At 40.8% G+C, this 19518-nt stretch carries 19 protein-coding genes and 4 tRNA genes; 21 read left to right on the forward strand and 2 right to left on the reverse strand.

Annotation, left to right across the window (positions count from 1 at the left end; genetic code table 11):
- The first annotated feature begins 1 nt into the window (after nt 1).
- The 5 genes from rsmG (at nt 2) to BR30_RS0128800 (ending at nt 4421) form a co-directional block, all read left to right on the forward strand.
- Entirely contained in the window at nt 2-718 is a 717-nt protein-coding gene (gene rsmG / locus BR30_RS0128780; RefSeq protein ID WP_026568055.1) for a 16S rRNA (guanine(527)-N(7))-methyltransferase RsmG, read from the forward strand.
- A 115-nt stretch (nt 719-833) separates the two neighbouring features.
- Nucleotides 834-1703 carry a nucleoid occlusion protein gene (gene noc, locus BR30_RS0128785; protein ID WP_026568056.1) on the forward strand — a complete coding sequence of 290 codons (870 nt, stop codon included), beginning with the start codon at nt 834-836 and terminating at the stop codon, nt 1701-1703.
- Between the two features lie 306 nt (nt 1704-2009).
- On the forward strand, nt 2010-2771 hold the full coding sequence (locus tag BR30_RS0128790) for a ParA family protein (protein ID WP_026568057.1): 762 nt from the start codon (nt 2010-2012) through the stop codon (nt 2769-2771).
- Nucleotides 2764-3615, forward strand: a complete 852-nt coding sequence (locus tag BR30_RS0128795; RefSeq protein ID WP_026568058.1) for a ParB/RepB/Spo0J family partition protein — start codon at nt 2764-2766, stop codon at nt 3613-3615. The genes BR30_RS0128790 and BR30_RS0128795 overlap by 8 nt, the downstream gene beginning before the upstream one ends.
- 86 nt (nt 3616-3701) lie before the next feature.
- Nucleotides 3702-4421: a DUF554 domain-containing protein gene (locus BR30_RS0128800; RefSeq protein ID WP_026568059.1), complete on the forward strand. Its 720-nt coding sequence runs from the start codon at nt 3702-3704 to the stop codon at nt 4419-4421.
- A 43-nt stretch (nt 4422-4464) separates the two neighbouring features.
- Here BR30_RS0128800 and yyaC read toward each other — a convergent pair whose 3' ends face one another.
- Nucleotides 4465-5085 carry a spore protease YyaC gene (gene yyaC / locus BR30_RS0128805; RefSeq protein WP_026568060.1) on the reverse strand — a complete coding sequence of 207 codons (621 nt, stop codon included), beginning with the start codon at nt 5083-5085 and terminating at the stop codon, nt 4465-4467.
- Between the two features lie 159 nt (nt 5086-5244).
- Here yyaC and BR30_RS0128810 point away from each other — a divergent pair, with 159 nt between their 5' ends.
- The 11 genes from BR30_RS0128810 (at nt 5245) to dnaB (ending at nt 16068) form a co-directional block, all read left to right on the forward strand.
- The gene (locus BR30_RS0128810; RefSeq protein ID WP_026568061.1) at nt 5245-6111 is read left to right on the forward strand and encodes a mechanosensitive ion channel family protein; all 867 of its coding nucleotides are present in this window, start codon (nt 5245-5247) and stop codon (nt 6109-6111) included.
- 14 nt (nt 6112-6125) lie between these two features.
- Nucleotides 6126-6323 (forward strand): DUF951 domain-containing protein, encoded by a 198-nt coding sequence (locus BR30_RS0128815; protein ID WP_026568062.1) that lies wholly within the window; start codon nt 6126-6128, stop codon nt 6321-6323.
- A gap of 133 nt (nt 6324-6456) precedes the next feature.
- A complete protein-coding gene (locus tag BR30_RS0128820) occupies nt 6457-8448 on the forward strand; it encodes a molybdopterin-dependent oxidoreductase (protein ID WP_026568063.1) in 1992 nt (663 codons plus the stop codon).
- Nucleotides 8449-8572: 124 nt separating this feature from the next.
- Entirely contained in the window at nt 8573-9673 is a 1101-nt protein-coding gene (gene ychF / locus BR30_RS0128825) for a redox-regulated ATPase YchF (protein WP_026568064.1), read from the forward strand.
- A 203-nt stretch (nt 9674-9876) separates the two neighbouring features.
- A complete protein-coding gene (gene rpsF / locus BR30_RS0128830) occupies nt 9877-10164 on the forward strand; it encodes a 30S ribosomal protein S6 (protein WP_026568065.1) in 288 nt (95 codons plus the stop codon).
- Between the two features lie 63 nt (nt 10165-10227).
- Entirely contained in the window at nt 10228-10746 is a 519-nt protein-coding gene (gene ssb, locus BR30_RS0128835) for a single-stranded DNA-binding protein (RefSeq protein ID WP_026568066.1), read from the forward strand.
- 50 nt (nt 10747-10796) lie between these two features.
- Entirely contained in the window at nt 10797-11036 is a 240-nt protein-coding gene (rpsR, locus tag BR30_RS0128840) for a 30S ribosomal protein S18 (RefSeq protein ID WP_026568067.1), read from the forward strand.
- Between the two features lie 125 nt (nt 11037-11161).
- Nucleotides 11162-12106: a YybS family protein gene (locus BR30_RS0128845; protein WP_026568068.1), complete on the forward strand. Its 945-nt coding sequence runs from the start codon at nt 11162-11164 to the stop codon at nt 12104-12106.
- A 25-nt stretch (nt 12107-12131) separates the two neighbouring features.
- Nucleotides 12132-14105 (forward strand): DHH family phosphoesterase, encoded by a 1974-nt coding sequence (locus BR30_RS0128850; protein WP_026568069.1) that lies wholly within the window; start codon nt 12132-12134, stop codon nt 14103-14105.
- Nucleotides 14102-14551 (forward strand): 50S ribosomal protein L9, encoded by a 450-nt coding sequence (gene rplI, locus BR30_RS0128855; RefSeq protein WP_026568070.1) that lies wholly within the window; start codon nt 14102-14104, stop codon nt 14549-14551. The genes BR30_RS0128850 and rplI overlap by 4 nt, the downstream gene beginning before the upstream one ends.
- A gap of 161 nt (nt 14552-14712) precedes the next feature.
- Nucleotides 14713-16068, forward strand: a complete 1356-nt coding sequence (gene dnaB, locus BR30_RS0128860; protein WP_026568071.1) for a replicative DNA helicase — start codon at nt 14713-14715, stop codon at nt 16066-16068.
- Between the two features lie 447 nt (nt 16069-16515).
- Here dnaB and BR30_RS0128865 read toward each other — a convergent pair whose 3' ends face one another.
- Nucleotides 16516-17433: a nuclease-related domain-containing protein gene (locus tag BR30_RS0128865; RefSeq protein ID WP_026568072.1), complete on the reverse strand. Its 918-nt coding sequence runs from the start codon at nt 17431-17433 to the stop codon at nt 16516-16518.
- 212 nt (nt 17434-17645) lie between these two features.
- On the opposite strand from BR30_RS0128865, the gene BR30_RS0128870 reads away from it, so the two are divergent.
- From BR30_RS0128870 to BR30_RS0128890, 5 genes are all read left to right on the forward strand, one after another.
- Nucleotides 17646-18938 carry an adenylosuccinate synthase gene (locus BR30_RS0128870; protein WP_026568073.1) on the forward strand — a complete coding sequence of 431 codons (1293 nt, stop codon included), beginning with the start codon at nt 17646-17648 and terminating at the stop codon, nt 18936-18938.
- Between the two features lie 134 nt (nt 18939-19072).
- Nucleotides 19073-19148: transfer RNA gene (locus BR30_RS0128875), tRNA-Lys, on the forward strand.
- 36 nt (nt 19149-19184) lie between these two features.
- Nucleotides 19185-19256 (forward strand) — tRNA-Glu (locus BR30_RS0128880).
- A gap of 65 nt (nt 19257-19321) precedes the next feature.
- Nucleotides 19322-19398 (forward strand) — tRNA-Asp (locus tag BR30_RS0128885).
- A 7-nt stretch (nt 19399-19405) separates the two neighbouring features.
- Nucleotides 19406-19478, forward strand: a tRNA-Phe gene (locus BR30_RS0128890).
- Nucleotides 19479-19518 lie beyond the last annotated feature (40 nt).

Below are 19518 nucleotides of genomic sequence, written 5' to 3' on the forward strand. Positions count from 1 at the left end.
AATGATCATCGAACAATTTGCAGCAAATTTACAGGAAAAGGGGATTACCCTTACAAGTGTGCAGCTCGACCAATTTGAGAAGTATTTTGAAACATTGGTTGAATGGAATGAAAAAATGAACCTTACAGCGATTACCGATAAAGCGGAAGTGTATTTAAAGCATTTTTATGATTCCATTACCGCTTCTTTCTATTTTGATTTTACAAGGCCGTTCCATCTTTGTGATGTTGGAGCAGGTGCAGGGTTCCCGAGTATTCCATTAAAAATTGTTTACCCTCATATTGAGGTGACGATTGTAGATTCATTAAACAAACGTATTTCTTTTTTAAATCATCTAGCTAAAGAATTAAATTTAGAAAACGTTCATTTTATTCATGATCGTGCGGAAACCTTCGGGGTCAATCCGGAGTTCCGTGAAAATTTTGAGGTGGTAACGGCAAGAGCGGTAGCAAGAATGTCTGTGTTGAGTGAGTTTTGTTTACCCCTCGTCAAAGTAGGCGGTCATTTTATTGCCATGAAAGCTGCCCATGCCAAGGATGAATTAGGAATGGGCCAAAAGGCAATCACCACGCTTGGCGGAAGATTAGAGGAAATGTTTACTTTTACGCTGCCAATGGAAGAAAGTGAACGGAATATTCTCATCATAAAAAAGGAGAAACAAACACCAAAGAAATATCCGCGTAAGCCAGGGACACCAGGAAAGACACCGATTGAGTAAGAAAAACAATTTTGGAAAACTAACAATTTTTAGAGCAAACATGTTATTCTAGGCAGGAAGAATTGAACTAGGTAGAGAATTAGTAATAGGGAGTTTCGTAAAGGTGGTGTTGGGGATGAAACAATCATTTACACGCTTTTTTGGCCTCGGCGATAAGGGACAACCAGAGGTTGAACAAGAACTTGAAAAAGAGCTGATTACGGAAAAAAACGAGGAAATAAATAAAATACCAATTGACCATATAGTTCCAAACCGCTTTCAGCCTCGGACGGTTTTTGATGAAGAGAAAATTGAAGAATTAGCGCGAACCATTCACATTCATGGTATTATTCAACCGATTGTTGTGAGAGAATTTGCCATTGGGCAATATGAAATTATTGCTGGAGAACGCCGTTTTCGGGCGATGAAAAAGCTCGGTTGGACCGAAGCCCCGGCGATTATCAAAAATTTATCGGATACAGAAACAGCCTCTGTTGCATTAATCGAGAACCTGCAGCGAGAAGAGCTATCCCCCATTGAAGAAGCGATGGCCTATGGAAAATTGCTGGAATTACACAACTTGACCCAGGAGGCCTTAGCACAACGTCTTGGGAAAGGGCAGTCAACGGTGGCTAACAAGCTCCGTCTTCTTAAATTACCGCAGCCGATTCAAGAGGCATTATTATCGAAGGTAATTACAGAGCGGCATGCCCGTGCCTTAATCCCTCTAAAGGATCCTGAAAAACAAGTTGCATTGTTAGCAGAAATTATCGAAAAGAACTTTAATGTTAAGCAAACCGAGGAACGTGTCGTTAAACTGCTGGAACAAAAAAATGAAAAGCCAAAACCGAAACGGAAGGCTTTCAGTAAAGATATGAGAATTGCTGTCAATACAATTCGCCAATCCTTATCAATGGTAACGGACAGCGGAATTAACCTCGATGCTGAGGAAGAAGAATTTGACGAATTCTACCAATTTACAATCCGTATTCCAAAGAAAAAATAATAGATAAATAGATACAAGAACCAAGCATTCCGAATGTTTGGTTCTTTTTATTTGAGGAAGTTTCCCTATTAGTGGTAATGTTTGGATATGAGGTGTCCTCTACCCGCCAATCTAGCGACCTGCCAACAAGTAGACATTTGAATAATTTAAGAAAAAATCCAACAACCTAACTGTTTCATGCTAAAATAAAGGAATGGAATTTTACTTTTGCAATCAAGGTTAAATTAGCCAAATGAACAATATTTTTATAAAATTTAAGAGAATAGCAGAATAAAACTTTGAGAGAATAAAAGGGTAGGTGACATCGTGGGCAAAATTCTTGCAATCGCGAATCAAAAAGGCGGAGTCGGAAAAACGACTACCTCTGTCAACCTAGGTGCCTGCTTAGCATATATTGGAAAACGTGTCCTGCTAGTAGACACGGACCCGCAGGGAAACGCAACAAGCGGGATTGGTATTGAAAAGGCAGAAGTTGACCAATGCATATATGATGTTTTAGTAGATGATGTAGTAGCAAATGATGTCATTAAATCTACATCAGTCGAAAATTTGTATGCAATCCCAGCCACCATTCAGCTGGCAGGAGCAGAAATTGAATTGGTACCGACCATTTCAAGAGAAGTTCGTTTGAAGCGTGCACTAGAAGAAGTGAGAGACCAATTTGATTATATTATTATTGATTGTCCGCCATCGTTAGGTTTATTGACCCTTAATGCCTTAACAGCTTCTGATTCCGTCTTAATTCCAGTTCAATGTGAGTATTATGCGTTGGAAGGCTTAAGTCAATTATTAAGTACGGTAAGACTTGTTCAAAAGCATCTGAATCAGGATTTAAAAATTGAAGGCGTTTTATTAACCATGCTTGATGCACGGACCAATCTAGGCATTCAAGTCATTGAAGAAGTGAAAAAATATTTTCAAGATAAAGTGTATAAAACCATAATTCCAAGAAATGTACGTCTAAGCGAAGCTCCAAGTCATGGTGAACCGATTATTACCTATGATGCCAAATCCCGTGGTGCTGAGGTGTATTTAGATTTAGCAAAGGAAGTGGTCTCGAATGGCTAAAGGTTTAGGAAAAGGCCTTAATGCATTTTTTGCGGATGCTAGTACAGAGGAAGTCGTTCTAGAAATCAAACTGAGCGAATTGCGTCCCAATCCATATCAGCCTCGTAAAACCTTCCAACAAGAGACAATCGATGAATTAAAAGAGTCGATCATCGAGCATGGAATCCTGCAGCCACTCGTGGTTAGAAAAAGTATTCGTGGCTACGAAATAGTAGTAGGTGAGCGGCGTTTCCGTGCAGCGAAAGAGGCAAAACTTGAAACTGTCCCCGCTGTAGTCCGGACACTTTCGGAACAGCAAATGATGGAATTGGCCGTCCTCGAAAACCTGCAAAGGGAAGATTTAAATCCGATTGAAGAAGGACTAGCCTATCAATTGTTAATGGAAAAGTTAAAGTTGACACAAGAAGAGGTAGCGAAGCGCCTAGGGAAAAGCCGACCGCATATCGCCAACCATATCCGTCTCCTATCCCTCCCTCAAAAGATTCAAGAATTAATCTCAGGCGGGAAAATATCGATGGGCCATGGACGTGCCTTATTAGGACTTCGCCAAAAAGAGAAACTGCCAAGCCTAGTCGAAAAAGTAACCAAAGAAGCATTGAATGTCCGTCAGTTAGAAAAACTGATTCAACAAATAAATGAAAATGTTCCACGTGAAACGAAAAAGCCAGAACCGAAGAAAGATGTGTTTATCAAGGAACGGGAACATGTCTTGCGGGAACGGTTTGGGACGACGGTTAATATTAAACAGAACAAGAATAAAGGTAAAATTGAAATTGAGTTCTTCTCTAAAGAGGATTTAGAACGAATTTTAGAGATGCTCCATCAGGAGGATCCTTTATTATAAACCATCGAACGGTGGTTTATTTTTTTTTACTTATATGATAGTTTAAAAGAAATATATTTCGAAGGTCGAAAAAAGGTGGATGTAAGATGTTTTTATTAGGAACACTGGTCAATGGGCTTTTAATAGTTGTAGGCACACTTCTTGGAAAGTTGTTAAACCGGATTCCAGAAGGAATGAAAGTCACTGTCATGTATGCCATCGGCTTATCTGTCATGGTGTTAGGCTTACAAATGGGTTTAAAGAGTGAAAATTTCCTCATTGTTATTATTAGCCTCGTTGTTGGAGCGGTGGCTGGTGAAGCGTTAAAACTGGAGGATAAATTAAATGATTTAGGATTATGGCTGGAAAAGAAAGTCGGCCCTTCTAATGGTAAAGGCAGTATCTCAGAAGGATTTGTTACAGCGACATTAATCTTTGTGATTGGGGCAATGGCGATTATTGGCGCGCTTGATAGCGGCATCCGCGGTGATCATGATGTGTTGTACACCAAATCGTTAATCGATGGATTTACGGCGTTAATTTTAACGACAACATTGGGAATTGGGGTTATTTTTTCAGCGATTCCGGTTGTCCTCTATGAAGGGGGCATTGCCCTATTTGCGACCCAGATTGACCGATTTGTCCCGCAGGCATTAATGGATCAGTTTATTGTTGAGATGACAGCAACAGGCGGTATCATGATTTTTGCGATTGGCTTAAATTTAACGGGCATGGTGAAAATTAGAGTAGCCAATCTCCTGCCTGGAATTGTCGTCACGGGGCTGATTGTATCAGTTCTTTATAATTATCATTTGTATGTTCAATAAATGAAGCAAAAAAAGAGCATTCGGTCTGATCCGGTTTGCTCTTTTAATTTGTCTTCTCTTCTTCGAGCCAATTTAAGTTTAATTCTGTCCAATTTTGCTTAGAGTAGAGCAGACTTGCTTGATAGATGCCATTGGCGATGGTTTTTGCCATTTTCATCACAAGATTTAAGCGGGTGTTTTGTAAGACAAAAAACTCCATAAAGCCGCTGACATTGACGATGCCTGTGATATGTATATCACCGACCGCTGGCAGTTCCTTGTTTACTCCTGCCCCTGGTTTGACAGGACCATTCCCTACTTGAATCACGCCGACATTTTTAACCCTTCCCAAACAAGCATCAATACCAATGATGTAGGGGTCATCATGTTTTGCTTGGATTTCTTTTAATTTATCAGCCAGATTTACGGCGTGAATCGGTTCATCTAATGTCCCGTACACATAGAATGCTCGCAGGTCCTTTTCTTCTAGAAGTGTTCCAACAAGCGGCCCTAATGAATCTCCCGTGGAACGGTCGGTACCAATACAAACAAAGACAATTGGGCGGCTTGTCACAGTAGGAATAGTAGCAAGTAATTCCTCAGCGAGATTTTCAGCCGCATGTAAATCATCATGGCTGATTCTTGTCTTTGTCCTTCTGTCAAAAAAACTGGTCTTTAGATTCATTAAGTCACTCCCTAACCGTAATAAGTCTTACTATTATACGGAATTTTCAGTAAATCTATACATAAAGCGGGTAAAAAAGGAAAATTCATAATGCTATTAACTGCATAAAATAATTGCTAAAATAGAAATGGCAAAAAGGTTTTAGAGGATGGTGTCTAAATGACTCTTACACAAAAGGGAATGCAAAAATTACTTGATAAATTTCAAAATGAAGATACATGGCTGGCTCTAGGCGAAGGGCTGTTAAAAATTATTGCGATTTTAATAATTACCAATATCTTGATTCGTATTGGAAAATTAATGATCCATAATATTTTTAAAATTAGAAACCTCTCCCCGCTTAGTACTTCTGAACGGCGAGAAGAAACACTCTCCCGGCTGCTTGATAATGTCCTTTCTTATGTCGTTTATTTTATTGCTTTTATGATGATTCTTTCTGTGTTAGGAATTGATGTAAAAGCACTAATTGCCGGGGCTGGAGTGGTTGGTTTAGCCGTAGGTTTTGGAGCGCAAAGTTTAGTCAAAGATGTTATCAGCGGTTTTTTTATTATTTTTGAGGATCAATTTTCCGTAGGTGACCATGTTCGCATCGGTCAATTTGAAGGAAATGTCGAAGCAATAGGGTTAAGAACGACAAAAATTAAAAGTTGGACCGGGGAACTGCATATTTTACCAAATGGCAGTATTATTGAAGTAACCAACTTCTCCATTAATAACAGTATCGCCGTTGTAGATATTGCTATCGCCTATGGGGAGGACATTGCTAAGGCAGAAAAGGTAATTGAGGAAGCAATTCAGTATATGCAAGCTCAATATGAGGAGTTAGTTAAGCCTCCTGAGTTATTAGGAATTCAAACAATGGGCGCAACAGAGATTGTCTTACGCGTTGTCGCCGAAACGCAGCCAATGAAGCAGGCTGGCGTTTCCCGCATGATTCGCAGGGATATTAAGCTTCAATTAGACGAAAATGGCATTAAGGCTCCAGATCCCAAAGTGGTCATGTATGGCTCTGGACAACCTAAATAAGGGGTGGATGTGGCATGGAAGAAAAGGAATTTGCTTTAAATGATGTTGTTGAGATGAAGAAACAGCACCCTTGTGGAACAAATCGCTGGAAAGTCATCCGCATGGGGATGGACGTTCGCATTAAATGTGAAGGATGCGGTCATAGTGTCCTCATTCCGAGGCGAGAATTTTCAAGGAAAATGAAGAAAATTTTGGTGAAGCATGAAGAGTAGTTCATGCTTTTTTTATGAAAAGCGGAAGTGCCCGTCTAGCGAAGTACACTAGCTGCTGGGTACTGGAGCCAGACAGTATTCAAATTTCAAAGAAAAGTAGAAATAGAGTTTTTGCATATAGGGGGTGGGAATAGTGGCACAAATACGTCAAGCAGCATGTCCATTAAATTGCTGGGATAGCTGCGGATTTCATGTAACAGTCGAAAATAATCGCGTCACAAAAGTCGAAGGAGATCCCTCTCATCCAATCACCCAAGGAAAAATTTGTGGGCGGGGACGGATGCTTGAAACAAGGACAAATTCCGGGCAGCGGTTGCTGCATCCATTAAAAAAAATCAACGGCCAATTCGAGCAAATCTCTTGGGAGCAGGCACTGAATGAGATAGCGGATAAACTCAGGGACATAAAAGAAACACACGGATCAACGGCCGTTTTACACAGCCATGACTATGCAAATAATGGATTATTAAAAAACCTCGACCAGCGTTTCTTCAATTGCTACGGCGGTGTTACTGAGCTTTACGGTTCACTTTGCTGGGGGGCAGGCATTGAAGCGCAGCAATGGGATTTCGGGAATGCTTATAGCCATGGACCTGATGATGTTTACAATAGTAAAAATATTATCGTCTGGGGACGCAATGTTGCCCGTACGAATATGCACTTTTACGAAAAGCTGCTAAAGGCGAAAAAACGCGGTGCAAAACTGTTTGTAATTGATCCCATTTTTAATGCCACAGCAAAAATTGCTGATGAATATATCTCGATTAAACCTGGAATGGATGGGTTATTAGCAGCAGGAATTATCAAAGAGTTGCTTCGCTTAAGGGTAGAGGATCGGAAGTTTATTGAGGAATCGACCGTTGGCTTTGAGAATGTGCATCAACTCCTGGGCAGTGTTACTTTAGAAGAAATAAGTGAAATGACTGAAGTGCCTTGTGAAGTGATGACCCACTTAGCGCATGTCTATGCGGACAAACCCACTGCAACGTTCATGGGCCTTGGCTTGCAACGTTATCAAAATGGAGGCAATACGATTCGGCTGATAGATGCCCTTGTCGCATGCAGCGGAAATATTGGTATTGCGGGCGGAGGCGCCAATTATGCGAACCTTCAAGTGGGCCAGAGTTTTGTGTTTGAGGAGTTAACCCTCCCTCATCGCAGGCAAAATCAGCGCCAGTTTTCCATTATGAAACAGGCCGAAGAAGTGCTGAAAGCAACAAATCCAGAAATACAAATGATTGTTGTCACATGCGGGAATCCAGTCACGCAGGTGCCTGACACCAAAGTGGTTGAAGAAGCCTTCTCATCTGTAGGAACATTAGTGGTAATTGATCAATTCATGACAGATACTGCTCAGCTTGCTGATTATGTGTTACCAACAACTACAGCTTTTGAAGAAGAGGATATTTATTATTCTTCGATGTACCATCATTATGTGAATTATGGACCGAAGTTGGTATCCGCACCAGGTGAAGCCAAACCCGACTTATGGATTTGGACAGAATTAGCGAAACGGCTTGGTTTTGGGGCTGATTTTGATTTTACACGAAAACAATTCCTTCAGATGGGCTTTCAGGCATTGGATAGAAAGGGTGTTTCACTGGATACGTTAATGGAACATCATACGCTAGAGTTGCCGGTCACAGCAGTCCCATGGCAGGACCGAAAGTTTACTACTCCTAGCGGCAAGTATGAATTTACAGCACGGACTGGTCATGAACGGTTAACCTTAGCTGTACCGGAGGAGTCTAGGTGGAGGAATCCACAGTTGGCTGAAAAGTACCCTTATAATTTGCTGACGATTCATCCGATGCGTTCCAATCACTCGCAGAACTATCATCTGTTAGGTGGAAATTTGAGGTTGAAAGTCGAAGTGGCTCAAAATATTGCGGATGATCTCGGTTTGCAAAAAGATGACATGGTAAGAGTTTGGAATGATCGCGGCTTCGTTACAGGCTATCTTTCCATCCTGCCATCCTGCCATCCGAATACGATTAATATCGATGAAGGCATATGGAAGAAGTTTGGCGGTTCGGTGAATCACCTGACATCAAGCAGTGAATCCGATAATGGAATGGGAAGCACGTTATATGATTGTCTCGTTAATATCGAAAAAATAAACTAACTGCCGCAATCATGCGGCAGTTGTCTTTTTTTATATAAATCTCTATAATTGTGAAAGACTTGTCTTTTTATTATTGGAACTAATTTTATTTAAAATAGATCTTATTTTTTGAGGAGTGAAATAAATGGCATTAACAGCTGGTATCGTAGGATTGCCGAACGTTGGTAAGTCTACTTTATTTAACGCAATTACCCAAGCAGGGGCAGAATCAGCCAATTACCCTTTCTGTACGATTGACCCAAACGTCGGTATCGTTGAGGTACCTGACCACCGTCTCCAAAAATTAACGGAACTGGTCCAACCAAAAAAGACCGTTCCAACCGCTTTTGAATTTACTGACATTGCTGGGATTGTTAAAGGAGCAAGCAAAGGGGAAGGTTTAGGGAATAAATTCCTCTCACATATCCGCCAGGTTGACGCAATTTGCCAAGTAGTTCGTTGCTTTGCTGATGAAAACATTACCCATGTATCAGGAAAAGTGGATCCAATCGATGATATTGAGGTCATCAACTTAGAGTTAATTCTTGCCGACATGGAATCAGTAGAAAAGCGGATTAGCCGCGTCGAAAAATTAGCTAAGCAAAAGGATAAGGAAGCAGCAGCTGAATTCGAAGTGCTTGCGATGCTGCGTGATGCCTTTGAAGCAGAGAAACCAGCACGTACTGTTGATTTTACTGAAGAGCAAATGAAACTTGTCAAAGGACTTCACCTCTTAACGATTAAGCCTGTACTTTATGTGGCTAACGTAAGTGAAGATGATATTGCTGATCCATCTGATAATGAATATGTTCAACGGGTACGCGAATTTGCGGCTGCCGATAATGCCGAAGTTATCGTTGTTTGTGCAAAAATTGAAGAGGAAATTGCTGAACTCGAAGGTGAAGAAAAGAAAATGTTCCTTTCAGAGCTAGGGATTGAAGAATCTGGTCTTGATCAGTTAATCCGTGCTGCCTATCATTTATTAGGCTTAGCTACTTATTTTACTGCAGGTGTTCAAGAAGTTCGCGCCTGGACATTCAGAAAAGGAATGAAAGCTCCGCAATGTGCTGGAGTTATTCACTCTGATTTCGAGCGAGGCTTCATCCGTGCCGAAACAGTTTCCTATGATGACCTACTAGCTGCCGGCAGTCACACAGCCGCCAAAGAAGCGGGGAAAGTCCGCCTCGAAGGAAAAGAATACGAAGTAAAAGACGGCGACGTCATCCACTTCCGTTTTAACGTATAATAGTTCAAGCTCTGCACACTTTGCAGAGCTTTTATTATTAGTAAAAAGAACCATGCAAGTATACCAGCACAAAACTGGAAAAATCTCATTTCTGTGAATGACATTGCAATTATTTTATTTGTATGCTATAATTTCAACTTGTGAGTAATTAATAATTGCTCCTTGCCCAAACGGGCCGTTTAGACCAAAAGGAGGTGACTGTGATGAATAAGTACGAAATCATGTACATCATCCGCCCAAATATTGAAGATGAAGCTAAAAAGGCTCTTGTAGAGCGTTTTAATACAATTCTTCTTGAAAACGGTGCGGAAACTGCTGAAACAAAGGATTGGGGTAAGCGTCGTTTAGCATATGAAATCAACGATTTCCGCGACGGATACTACGAAATCACTAAAACAACATCTTCAGCTGCTGCAGTACAAGAATTTTCTCGTCTTGCAAAAATCAGCGAAGATATCATTCGCCACTTAGTAATTAGAGAAGACGCTTAATATAGATCTTGGTAGAAATGTTTCACGTGGAACATTTTTCCAAATAAAAAGGAGTTGATTCTGATGATGAATCGTGTCGTACTTGTTGGCCGTTTAACAAAAGATCCTGATTTGCGTTATACACCAAATGGGGTCCCTGTTGCTACCTTTACTTTAGCAGTTAACCGTACATTTTCTAATCAGCAAGGTGAACGTGAAGCAGACTTTATAAACTGTGTGATTTGGCGTAAACCAGCTGAAAATGTCGCGAACTTCTTGAAAAAAGGAAGCCTCGCAGGTGTCGATGGCCGAATTCAAACCCGCAACTATGAAGGACAAGATGGTAAACGTGTCTATGTTACAGAGGTTCAAGCAGAAAGTGTTCAGTTCTTAGAACCTAGAAACGCATCTGGCGGCGGTGGAAGAAGCGATTACGACCAATTCGGTGCTCCACCAAGGGAACCACAAGGTAATTCTTATGGCGGTGGCAATCAGAATCAACGTCAAAATCAAAACACGAATAAAGGTTACACAAGAATGGACGAGGATCCGTTTGCTGGTAATGGTCAAATTGATATTTCCGATGACGACCTTCCATTCTAACCAACCTTAATTGAACGATAATATCAATATTGAAAAAGGAGGGAATTTTCATGGCAGGAGGACGTAAAGGCGGTCGCGCAAAACGTCGTAAAGTGTGCTATTTCACTTCAAATGGTATCTCTAAAATCGACTATAAAGATGTAGATCTACTTAAGAAATTTATCTCTGAGCGTGGAAAGATTTTACCACGTCGTGTAACTGGTACTAGCGCTAAATACCAACGTAAATTAACAGTTGCAATCAAACGTTCACGTCAAATGGCATTACTTCCATTTGTTGCAGGTGAATAATAAATAGATGAAAAAGGCAGTAAGGGTTCTCCCTGCTGCCTTTTTCTTATACTCGTAAACTTGTGTCGAAATGAATATCTCGGGTAAAATAAAGATTAGTGTTGTAAATGTTTAGGGGTGAAAGTGTGAAAGATGTACGCAAGTTAACGGAGGGTGCTATCCTTTTGGCGGCTTTTGCTGCGCTGCTATTAATAAGCATTTACGTTCCCGTTGTTGGGGCGATTGTAAACCTGGTATTGCCGCTTCCATTTATTATCTTTGCTTTTAAAAATAGTCTGAAACTGATTGCCGCTTTCGTGGTAGCAGCCATTTTTATTTCGTTTATTGCCGGTTCGTTGATGGGGTTAGGTTTTATGCTTATTTATGGGTTGGCTGGTGTGCTGATAGGTTATTTGCTCCAAAAAGGCAAGAGTCGGACGTTCATACTGATCGCTAATTCGCTCACGCTTCTGGTTGGTCTAGTCATTATGTATGGTGTCGTCGTTGCTTTTATGAAAATAGATATTATCCATGAACTAACAGTGGCCTTAAATGAATCAGTTAAAGCCTCTGAGGAAATGCTGAAGGCAATGGGTAGAGAAGACCAACTTGAACGTATAAAAGAGCAAAATGCCCTCATGCTAAAACAAATCACAACGCTAGCTCCAAGTGCGCTTATTTTTGCATCTGTGTTGCTAACTTTTATGATCCAATGGGTTTGTTTTCCGATTGCCAAGAGATTTGGAGTGAATGTGCAGCCATGGGGCCATTTTCGAAATCTTGACCTCCCTAAAAGTCTTTTGTGGTACTATTTAATTTCCTTGGGAGCAATGCTCTTATTTCAGCCACAGGAGGGAACTTACATATATTCTGCTTTAGTCAATGCCAGATCGGTATTAGAGACGTTTATCCTCTTGCAGGGAGTTGCGCTTTTATTTTTTCTTTTCCACCAAAAGTCCATTGCGAAGGGACTTGGCGTGTTTGTAGTAATTCTTACTTTCATGATTCCGTTGGTCCGTTATATAATAATGTTATTAGGCATTACTGATTTAGGCTTTAACTTTCGGAAGCAATTTGAAAAGAAAGAGTAAGATTCACGACTAGGAGCTGAAAATTTTGCCTGCATTTTTAGAAAAGCGGTCCATTCGTTACCCTTTTTATGGGTTAATTGCTGTCACAGTGGTACTGCTCATTGTCCTGTATTTATATAACAGGATATTAAGTGTAGCAGGGCTATTATTAATGTTTTTCCCTATTTACTATATGTTTATGGTCGATCGGCGCCAACGAAAAGAAATGGAAGAGTATATCTCAACTCTTTCCTACCGCGTAAAACGAGTTGGTGAAGAGGCGCTGATGGAAATGCCAATCGGGATTATGCTCATTAATGATGAGTATTATATTGAGTGGACCAATCCATTCCTGGCCTCTTGTTTTGATCAGGATACCTTGGTGGGAAGATCACTGTATGATGTCGCCGATACCCTGATACCGCTAATTAAACAGGAAGTAGAAACAGAGATTATTACCCTTCATGAACGGAAATTCCGCGTCATCCATAGACGTGAGGAACGGCTCTTATACTTTTTTGATGTGACAGAACAAAAAGAAATCGAGAAAATGTATCACAATGACAGGACGGTTATTTCAATTATCTTTTTAGATAATTATGATGACCTTACCCAGGGAATGGATGACCAAATGCGTGGCAGCATCAATAATTTGGTGACGTCTATCCTTAATAAATGGGCCCAAGATAATGGGATATTTTTAAAAAGAATTTCCTCCGAGCGGTTTATTGCTGTGTTCAGTGAAGGAATTCTCCAAAAGCTAGAAAAAGGGAAATTTACTATTCTTGATGAAGTCAGAGAAATGACTTCTAAGCAAAATGTATCATTTACCTTAAGTATTGGTGTCGGAACTGGAGTAACTTCCCTGCCAGAATTAGGTGGGTTAGCCCAATCAAGCTTGGACTTGGCCTTAGGCAGAGGCGGAGACCAAGTAGCGATTAAATTGCAAAGCGGTAAGGTGAAGTTTTATGGCGGCAAAACCAATCCAATTGAAAAGCGCACGAGAGTCAGAGCACGAGTGATTTCACATGCCTTAAGGGATTTAATTATCGCCAGTGATAAAGTGATTATCATGGGTCATAAAAATCCGGACATGGATTCGATTGGTGCCAGCATTGGTATCTTTAAAGTTGCACAAATGAATCAGAAAGATGCCTATATCGTTGTCAACACGCAGGACATGGAAAATGGAGTTAAACGGTTAATGGCAGAAATACGACAGCAAGAGCAGTTGTTTGCCCACTTTATTGGATCAGAAGAGGCGCTGGAAATTGCTATGGATAAGACCTTACTTGTTGTCGTTGATACGCATAAACCGTCCATGGTCATTGAAGAACGGCTTCTCAATAAAATTGACAATAAGGTTGTCATTGATCATCATCGCCGCGGTGAAGATTTTATTGCCAATCCCCTCCTTGTTTATATGGAGCCTTATGCCTCTTCGACATCAGAACTAGTGACAGAGTTCCTTGAATATCAGCCAAAACGAGGTAAAATTGAAATGATTGAAGCGACGGCCCTCTTAGCAGGAATCATCGTGGATACCAAAAGCTTTACCCTCAGAACAGGCTCAAGGACGTTTGATGCGGCCTCCTATCTACGAGCACACGGAGCAGATACCATCCTCGTTCAAAAGTTTTTGAAGGAAGATGTGGATACATATATTAAGAGGTCCAAGTTAATTGAGTCTGTCATCTTTTACCGCGAAGGGGTTGCCATTGCGAAAGGCACAGAAAATGAGTTCAATGATCAAGTGATTATTGCCCAAGCAGCAGACACCTTATTAACAATGGATGGTGTGATTGCCTCCTTTGTTATTTCAGCACGCAGTGAAGGCGTGATTGGCATTAGTGCAAGATCGCTTGGAAACATCAATGTCCAAGTCATCATGGAAAGTCTAAAAGGCGGCGGACATCTGACGAACGCAGCCACACAACTGACTGGTTTATCAATTGCAGAAACAGAAAACCAATTAAAGCTAGCAATAGATGAATATTTTGAAGGAGTGAAAAAGGAATGAAAGTAATTTTCTTAAAAGACGTAAAAGGTAAAGGGAAAAAAGGTGAAGTTAAGAATGTAGCAGACGGTTATGCTCATAATTTCCTTCTTAAACAAGGTTTAGCGAAAGAAGCGAATAATGCCAATATCAGTACGCTTGATGCTCAAAAGAAGAAGGAAGCAAAGCAAGCAGAGGAAGAATTAGCGGAAGCCCAAAAATTAAAAGAAGTATTGGATCAAATCACGGTTCAATTAACTGCTAAAGCAGGTGAAGGCGGCCGCTTATTTGGCTCTATTACAACAAAGCAAATTGCAGAAGAATTACAAAAGAAACATGGGATCAAAATCGATAAACGTAAGATGGAATTAGCAGATGCAATTCGTACGCTTGGCCATACAAAGGTTCCAGTGAAACTGCATCACGATGTGGTTGCGACATTAACTGTTTCTGTGACTGAAGTAAAATAAAAATTTTCCAATGTGAAATGGTTCAGGAACATGATAGAATAGGAAAGTAATCAACGCGATGTGATCGGTTTTAACTGGTCACTTTTTTCTTTTGTTTTTAGGGAAATGATAGTTTTTGATAATAATAAATCATCCTCTTCATGATAGGAGGTTTTTGATATATGAATGACTTATATGCAGATCGCATGCCACCACAAAATATTGAGGCCGAGCAGGCCGTTTTAGGGGCTATTTTTTTAGAGCCTTCCTCTCTCGTACTAGCTTCTGAAATTTTAATCCCTGAGGATTTTTATCGTGCGGCCCACCAAAAAATATTTAACGTGATGCTTACTCTTAATGATCAAGGGAAAGCAGTTGACCTTGTAACGGTAACAGAGGAACTTTCAGCTGCCAAACTGATTGAAGATACAGGCGGAGTTAGTTATTTAGGGGAATTGGCCGCCTCTGTTCCGACGGCTGCTAATATTGAATATTATGCGAGAATAGTAGAAGAGAAATCCTTACTTAGAAGATTAATTCGCACGGCTACAAATATTGCATCTGATGGATATTCCCGTGAGGATGAGGTTGAGGCGCTTTTAAGTGAAGCAGAGAAAAATATTATGGCCGTGGCGCAGCGAAAGAATGCCGGTGCTTTCCATAATATTAAAGATGTACTTGTTCGGACGTATGACAATATTGAGGAAATGCACAACCGCGTCGGAGACATTACGGGGATTTCCACCGGATTCGCTGAACTAGACCGAATGACAGCTGGATTCCAGCGAAATGATTTAATCATTGTTGGAGCCCGTCCTTCCGTGGGTAAAACGGCCTTCGCCTTAAACATCGCAGCCAATGTAGCGACAAAAACGGGTGAAAATGTAGCGATTTTTAGTCTTGAGATGGGTGCCGAACAGCTGGTTATGCGTATGCTCTGTTCGGAAGGAAACATCGATGCCCAGCGGCTTCGTACCGGTTCCCTTACTGATGAAGATTGGGGCAAGTTGACGATGGCGATGGGAAGTCTTTCGAATTCAGGGATTTTTATTGATGATACGCCAGGGGTTCGCATCAGTGATATTCGTTCGAAATGCCGTCGCTTGCAGCAAGAGCATGGTTTAGGGATGATCCTAATCGATTACTTGCAGCTAATTTTAGGAAGCGGCCGTTCAGGTGAGAACCGTCAGCAGGAAGTTTCCGAGATCTCTCGTTCCTTAAAGCAGTTAGCCCGTGAACTGAAAGTACCGGTTATTGCCCTTTCTCAGCTATCCCGTGGTGTGGAACAGCGTCAAGATAAGCGTCCGATGATGTCCGATATTCGTGAATCAGGGAGTATCGAGCAGGATGCCGATATCGTAGCGTTCTTGTATCGTGATGACTACTATGATAAGGAATCAGAGAATAAGAACATCATTGAAATCATTATAGCTAAGCAGCGTAATGGTCCAACGGGAACGGTATCGTTGGCCTTTGTAAAAGAATACAATAAGTTCGTCAACCTCGAGACAAGGTATGAAGATGCTCCAGGTGCGTAGTGGCTAGCCAAATTTATTTGGCTAGCCTTTTTTGCTGGTACCTCGTGAAGGCAGAAAAAAGAGTTTAGCGGTAACTAGTGGAAGCGACTAATGCCTGTTGAGGGTGAAAAATGAGGTCAACGGTAACTAGTGGAAGCGACTAATGCCTGTTGAGGGTGAAAAATGAGGTCAACGGTAACTAGTGGAAGCGACTAATGCCTGTTGAGGGTGAAAAAAGGGTTCAACGGTAACTAGTCAGGGCGACTAATGCCCGCTGAGGGTGAAAAAAGGGTTCAACGGTAACTAGTCAGGGCGACTAATGCCCGTTGAGTAAAAAAAGGGTTCAACGGTAACTAGTCAGGGCGACTAATGCCTGTTGAGGGTAAAAAAAGAAGTCAACGGTAACTAGTCAAAACAACTATTGTTGTGAAGTGGAACAAGAGATAATATTTGAGAGTTGTTACCAGTCTAATCATTCCAAGGGACATAATGTGAAGATACACTAGACCCAACTCGTTTATAGTGCTTCCCCAGTATCCTCCTAATAGTCTTCTCAGATTGAATAATCTCACACCAATCACGAACAATCTTTACAGTAATTTTTTGATTAGGAAATAGAAGCACCAATTCAGTGACGCTCCTTAACACCGCTGACTCCACCCCCTCTGAACAGCCGCATTGGCCACACATCAAAATAGAACCGTGAATTTTAGAAAAAAGGGAGTAACACTTTGGACAAAGAATTCCTCTTTTCAGATCTTCATAATGGTAGGCTGGTAAGTGTGGATAAGGTGATTCTACTATATGAAGAGCAACTAATTGTTCAGCTAATTTGTAGTGTCCTTTATTCAGTTTTACGGGTCTTGTATTGAGTTTTTTCAAAAAACGGTTCAATTGTGAGTGGAAAACAAGAGATGGATTAATCGTAGTTATATATAAATGAAATTCGGAGTTAATGAAGATGAGATAGGGTTCAAGCGGATAATGGGAGCCAAGATTACGGAGTAATGAACGAAGTAAGATGACACAACGATCCTGTTGGTGTACAGGATTCTTCATATCTTTTTTAGTACTCGTATACCATTTTTCATCCTCAATAAAGTAGTCGCCTTCAAAATTTTTTATATCCAAAGGGTAAATTTTATCGTGGGATATAAGTAACGTATCAATTTGGAATTTAGAATTGTTATATTCAAGTAATAAATCATGGATGATCAGCCAATCCTCTGAGAGCCCTTCCAACCATAGATCACTCTTTTGCTCACCTTCAAATCCCTTTCTGAGCCTTGTATAGTTACTAACATCCTTATCGGATAAATGCATTCGAGCATTTAATGATCGCAACAGAGTAATTTCCAATAGTTCCACGCGAGATTTAAATAGCATATTCCACATCCTATTCATTATTTTGATAAAACTATAATTCTATTTTATGGAAAAAATTTAAATCTTACAAGGTAGTTTCATAAATTAATACTTTACGAACATAATATAACATTTTAATAGAAATGTTCGTGTTTAGTTTGCTTTTAGTTATAAAAATTGGTAAAATGATGTGTGGAAAATAGTAAAGCGTATTTAATTTGGAGGTGCCTTATATGTCATCAGTAGTAGTTGTTGGAACTCAATGGGGAGATGAGGGTAAGGGGAAAATCACAGATTTCCTTTCTGAAAATGCCGAAGCAATCGCCCGTTATCAGGGAGGAAATAATGCAGGCCACACCATAAAGTTCAACGGAGAAACGTACAAATTGCACCTAATTCCATCTGGAATTTTTTATAAAGAAAAGGTTTGTGTCATCGGAAATGGAATGGTTGTTGATCCCAAAGCACTTGTTGCAGAACTTGCTTATTTACATGAAAAAGGTATTACAACCGATAATCTTCGCATTAGTAATCGTGCCCATGTCATTCTTCCATACCACCTAAAACTTGATGCGGTTGAAGAAGAAAGTAAGGGTGCGAATAAAATCGGTACAACCAAAAAAGGAATTGGACCAGCCTACATGGATAAAGCAGCACGCGTAGGAATTCGAATTGCTGACTTGCTTGAACGCGATGTGTTTGAAGAGAAGCTTGAACGTAATTTGGAAGAGAAAAACCGTTTGTTTGAACGTATTTATGAAACAACAGGATTTACGAAAGAAGAAATCCTTGACGAGTATTATGAATATGGTCAACAAGTAAAACAGTATGTTTGTGATACATCCGTGGTCTTGAATGATGCCTTGGATGAAGGCAAACGAGTTCTTTTTGAAGGGGCTCAAGGGGTTATGCTTGATATTGACCAAGGTACTTACCCATTTGTAACCTCATCTAATCCAGTAGCTGGCGGTGTTACAATTGGCTCAGGAGTTGGTCCATCTAAGATTACCCATGTAGTTGGAGTGTGTAAAGCTTACACCTCTCGTGTGGGTGACGGGCCATTCCCGACAGAATTAAATGATGAAATTGGCCATCAGATCCGTGAAGTTGGACGTGAATATGGCACTACAACTGGCCGTCCTCGTCGAGTTGGTTGGTTTGACAGTGTCGTTGTTCGCCATGCACGTCGTGTGAGCGGATTAACCGACTTGTCGCTTAATTCAATTGATGTTTTAACAGGGATTGAAACATTAAAGATCTGTACTGCGTATAGCTACAAAGGTGAGCTTATTACGGAATACCCAGCAAGCTTGAAGGTATTAGCACAGTGTGAACCTGTTTATGAAGAGCTTCCAGGCTGGACAGAGGATATTACGGGGGTTAAAACTTTAGACGAGTTGCCTGTAAATGCCCGCCATTATGTAGAACGCGTGACCCAGCTAACTGGAATTCCATTAACGACGTTCTCTGTAGGACCAGATCGTAATCAAACAAATGTCGTCCGCAGCCCGTGGAGACAAATATAACTTTGAACTTACCAAATGAAGCCCTCATTTTTGAGGGCTTCAAACTTTTTTAAAAGTTTTTTTTAAAAAGTATTGCGTTTAGTCCCAAGTCCGTGCTATTATAAAAAGCGTCGTCACGATACGACAACAAGTACGAGCCATTAGCTCAGTTGGTAGAGCATCTGACTTTTAATCAGAGGGTCGAAGGTTCGAGTCCTTCATGGCTCACCATAGTTTTTTGCCTTAGCAGAATAACTTTCAATATATGGCCCCTTGGTCAAGTGGTTAAGACACCTCCCTTTCACGGAGGTAACACGGGTTCGAATCCCGTAGGGGTCATGGCTTTTGATTGTCAGCAAATGGCTGGCAAGGACGGTCTCCTTGCTGACAATCAATTTAATATTGGTCTGGTAGTTCAGTTGGTTAGAATGCCTGCCTGTCACGCAGGAGGTCGCGGGTTCGAGTCCCGTCCAGACCGCCATATAAGTGGCTCAGTAGCTCAGTCGGTAGAGCAAAGGACTGAAAATCCTTGTGTCGGCGGTTCGATTCCGTCCTGAGCCATAAAAAAAGAAAGCTTGCAGATGCAGGCTTTCTTTTTTTT

The organism is Bacillus sp. UNC41MFS5, from assembly GCF_000686805.1.